This window comes from Acinetobacter sp. GN11 (assembly GCF_054823985.1).
Map to the genome: position 1 here is coordinate 1 of NZ_JRVL01000164.1, position 3,699 is coordinate 3,699.

Genomic DNA, 3,699 nt, shown 5'->3' on the forward strand with positions numbered 1-3,699 from the left:
AGATCATGCAGCAAGTAGTGTTGCAGAAGTAGCAGCAGGGGCAGCAACAAAGGCGACATATGCAACATATACAGGGGCGGGGGCAAGTATTTTGGGGTTTTTTACATCAATTGATTGGGTTGCTTTGACTGGTCTTCTGGTTGCTGTAGTGGGGTTTCTTTTAAATGCATATTTTCAATTTAAGCGAAATAAGCGTGAAGAGCTTGAGTCGAATCTGCGCATACGACGAGAAGAGCTTGAGTCAAATCTGCGCATCCAGCGAGAAGAGCTTGAAATGAAAAAACTGAATGGTGAGTGTAATGTCAAACAAGACTAAAATTGCGGTGGTACTTATAGCAGCTTCGGCTGCTTTTTTTGTGCCTTTAAAAAATAAAGAAGGTTATACAGCAAAACCCGTTATTCCTGTTGCTGGTGATGTGCCTACACAGGGTCACGGCACAACTGTTAAACCAAACGGCCAAAAGGTCAAAATGACCGATCCTGCAATCAGTCGAGATACCGCTGATAAATGGCTGCGTTATCACGTAAGTAAGGATGAAGTATTTTTAAAGAAATCTTTGCCAAACGTGAAGCTTACTCAAACTGAATATGAAGTCTATTTGGACTTTATTTACCAGTACGGGCAATCGGCTTGGTCTAGCTCATCTATGCGGAGGCTACTTTTAGCAAACAAGCCCCGACAGGCATGTGATGCATTGCTGAAGTGGAAATACGTTGCAAAGCGGGATTGCAGCATTCGTATGAATAATTGTTATGGCGTGTGGACTAGACAGCTTGAGCGTCATCAAAAGTGTGTAGGTGAAAACTCATGACTTGGATTCTTTTAAATAAGCGTTGGACCGCGATCATTATTTTAGTGGTTGTGGTTGTTATTCAGACGGCTATCACAAATCGATATGCAGGACTTTTAAAGCAAGCTGAACAGCAATGTCAGTCACAAATACAAGATATTGAGCGTAAGCAAGTAAAAGTGCTTGCTGAAGCACAAGACGAATTTAATCAAGTGAGCGCAGAGTATGAACAGCTTAAGTCAGAACAACGCACAAAAGTCGAGTATGTTGAACGTGAAGTGCAAAAGATCATTGAGCGTCCTGTTTATCTCAATCGTTGTATTGATTCTGACGGGGTGTACCAAATCAACAGTCTTATTGAAGCCAAACGTACCAGCTAATTTAATGCAGCCATGTGAGCGATTTAATAAGCTTGAAGATGGAACGGGGAAGGTCATTACGCCATGGATTATTGATACATTAGCTAAAGGGAATGAATGTTCTGCTAAAGTGGACGCATGGATAGAAATAGGAAAAGCCCTCAGATGAGGGCTATTTTAAATTGTTCAAGAATCTGATTTAGTGCGTCATCATTTGATTCTAATTTGTTAGCAAGTTTGAAATTTTCAATAACTTCTATACTTTCTTTAGAAAGCCACAAATCTTTTCTTACAAGACCCTTTTCAAGCATATTCTTTCTTTGTTTTGCTTTTCTTTCTGCTGATGTGGTTGCCATATATTTTAAACCTTGCTATATTCAGTTCACCACCTCTCAGGTGGTTGAGAAGTTGATGTTTGACATTGATTTCAAAATCTTAACCATCGTTTAGATGGTTTAGAAATTAATGCTTATATAAATTTTATAAGTGTTAGCCTTCGCTTAGAAGGTTGAGAAATTAATTCTTAGGGTCCATTTTGGCTCTTGAATTAATCTACCATCGCTTAGATGGCAAAGCCCCACTGCAATTGGGGCTTTATTTATTTCTAATCTTCCATTTTTGTATTGAATAAATTAATAAATAATCGGCATCGTTCAGTTAATGGTTCATTAAGTATTTCTTGAAGCTCATCTTTTGTTACATCAATAGCTGTGTTCCCTACTGCAATTTTAAGTGCTCTTTTGCTATAAGAAACAGTTCCACTACCAGAAGCAATATCAACACGACCTGCAAATGGTTTTGAGATTTTATAAGTTTTCATATTTTTTCCTTGCTTAGATTAGTTTATCAAGAGTCACTGAGCTGCAATCTCTGTCTTGATAAATTCAATATAAATTGTGAGCGGTCACAAGTCAAATGTTATTTTTATCTTTTTAATTATTAATAGTCAACATGCCTTCAAACGTAAAATAATTATTAGACTTTAGATTTTGAGACATTGACCAAGACCGATTTTGATACATACTCCCGCCAAATCCGAGTTTAAATTTCCCAAATTTCCCTTGTATTCCCTCGATTGCACACATCAAATTTTCTGTTTTTTCTAAGTCACTATAATCTGTTAGTAAGTCATAAGTATAAGTATGCTTGCTCTCCAGTGCAGTCAAAACAACCCCACATTTTTTGAAGTCCACGCCAGTTTTATAAATGTAATCGATCATTCTAGTGGTCGCTTTTATGAGCTTTCTAACGTCATCTGTTGGTACTGCAAAGGGCTGAGAGAATTCTTTTTTATAAAATGGTTTATTCACATCAAATGGGCTTGAGTGCGCGAAGCCGATAATGCAGCCGCATAGCGCCTGATCTTTCCTTATACGTGTAAATGCTTCTTGGGTCCTTCGAGCAATGGCCTCTTTCAAATCATCCTTTTCAGTTATTTTTTGCTTGAATGCACGTGAAGAAATGATTTGTTTACGTGAAGGCGGGGTGTCTTCAATTTCGATGCATGCAATACCGTTAAGCTCAAGCACTGTGCGCTTCATAACAACGCTAAATAATGATTCAATATGGTAGGGGTTAGCCATCATTAAATCATAGACCTTGCTGATCCCCATCGCCTCCAGCTTTTTAGAATGTTGTCTACCTACTCCCCATACTTCAGATACGTGAGTTTGTTTGTAGAGTAAATCTCTTATGTTGGTTTCAAAGGTTGTGAGGTTACACACCCCATCAAATGTCATATAGGTTTTTGCAAGATGATTTGCCATTTTTGCTTCAGTCTTGCTTCGGCCTATTCCAACGCATACGGGCAGGCCGATCCATTGCCATATGCGGTTTTTCATGAGGCGGGCGTAAGCATCTAAATCATAGTTTTGCCTGTATGCTGTCAGCTCTAGAAACGCTTCATCAATGCTGTACGTCTCATGCTCATGAGGTGCTACAAACTGTTTTAATATTGCGTGAAATCTGCGGCTCATTTCAGCGTAGACGGGGTAATTACTTGAGAGTACAGCTACATTATGTTGTTTGACTAAATCAATAATTTTAAATAGTGGTTCACCCATTTTTATACCAATGGCTTTAGCTTCCTGTGAACGTGCAACAGCGCACCCATCATTATTGGATAGCACAATAACGGGCTTGTTAATTAATTGAGGGTTGAAGAAACGTTCTATACTGGCATAGCAGTTGTTCACGTCAACCAAACAAAAAATACGCGGTTTCATAAAAATTGATTTCGTTACAAATTCAAGTTTATGGTAGAGATGAGGCTATAAAAATTCAAATTATAAAAATCTTTGGAAATCAGGGGCACGACAATTAAAGTCGCAAGAATAAGTGCATTTGGTCGGAAATTCCACAATTCAAAACACGTAAACATGAATTAAGGAAGTTAGGTCATGACAGGTTTTTTGACAGGCACGCTTAATAAACAGTAAAATACAATTCAGGCTAGGGGATGTAAGTTATTGATTTTTAATATCGGTAATTTAATAGTATTTGATAGTGTTTGATTGTTTCGGGTTCAACTCCCGCCATCTCCACCAAAA

At 38.2% G+C, this 3,699-nt stretch carries 6 protein-coding genes; 3 read left to right on the forward strand and 3 right to left on the reverse strand.

From position 1 onward, the window contains the following. The 3 genes from NL42_RS14110 to NL42_RS14120 form a co-directional block, all read left to right on the forward strand. A partial coding sequence (locus NL42_RS14110) for a holin (RefSeq protein WP_461313206.1) occupies nucleotides 1-316 on the forward strand: 316 nt, incomplete at its 5' end. Then, nucleotides 300-812 (forward strand): endolysin LysAB3, encoded by a 513-nt coding sequence (lysAB3, locus tag NL42_RS14115; RefSeq protein WP_461313207.1) that lies wholly within the window; start codon nucleotides 300-302, stop codon nucleotides 810-812. The genes NL42_RS14110 and lysAB3, both read left to right, overlap by 17 nt. Further along, nucleotides 809-1,171 (forward strand): BAR domain-containing protein, encoded by a 363-nt coding sequence (locus tag NL42_RS14120; protein ID WP_461313208.1) that lies wholly within the window; start codon nucleotides 809-811, stop codon nucleotides 1,169-1,171. The genes lysAB3 and NL42_RS14120 overlap by 4 nt, the downstream gene beginning before the upstream one ends. 140 nt (nucleotides 1,172-1,311) lie before the next feature. Here the strand turns inward: NL42_RS14120 and NL42_RS14125 are convergent, their stop codons facing one another. From NL42_RS14125 to NL42_RS14135, 3 genes are all read right to left on the reverse strand, one after another. Beyond that, on the reverse strand, nucleotides 1,312-1,506 hold the full coding sequence (locus tag NL42_RS14125; RefSeq protein ID WP_461313209.1) for a hypothetical protein: 195 nt from the start codon (nucleotides 1,504-1,506) through the stop codon (nucleotides 1,312-1,314). Between the two features lie 248 nt (nucleotides 1,507-1,754). After that, nucleotides 1,755-1,970, reverse strand: coding sequence for a hypothetical protein (locus NL42_RS14130; RefSeq protein ID WP_461313210.1), 216 nt, complete (start codon nucleotides 1,968-1,970; stop codon nucleotides 1,755-1,757). 112 nt (nucleotides 1,971-2,082) lie between these two features. Beyond that, a complete protein-coding gene (locus NL42_RS14135; protein ID WP_461313211.1) occupies nucleotides 2,083-3,375 on the reverse strand; it encodes a Y-family DNA polymerase in 1,293 nt (430 codons plus the stop codon). Nucleotides 3,376-3,699 lie beyond the last annotated feature (324 nt).

Excerpts from the sequence above, each read along its gene's own strand:
- NL42_RS14120 (WP_461313208.1), top strand. The coding sequence starts at position 809 with ATGACTTGGATTCTTTTAAATAAGCGTTGGACCGCGATCATTATTTTA.
- NL42_RS14135 (WP_461313211.1), bottom strand. The coding sequence starts at position 3,375 with ATGAAACCGCGTATTTTTTGTTTGGTTGACGTGAACAACTGCTATGCC.
- lysAB3 (WP_461313207.1), top strand. The coding sequence starts at position 300 with ATGTCAAACAAGACTAAAATTGCGGTGGTACTTATAGCAGCTTCGGCT.
- NL42_RS14130 (WP_461313210.1), bottom strand. The coding sequence starts at position 1,970 with ATGAAAACTTATAAAATCTCAAAACCATTTGCAGGTCGTGTTGATATT.
- NL42_RS14125 (WP_461313209.1), bottom strand. The coding sequence starts at position 1,506 with ATGGCAACCACATCAGCAGAAAGAAAAGCAAAACAAAGAAAGAATATG.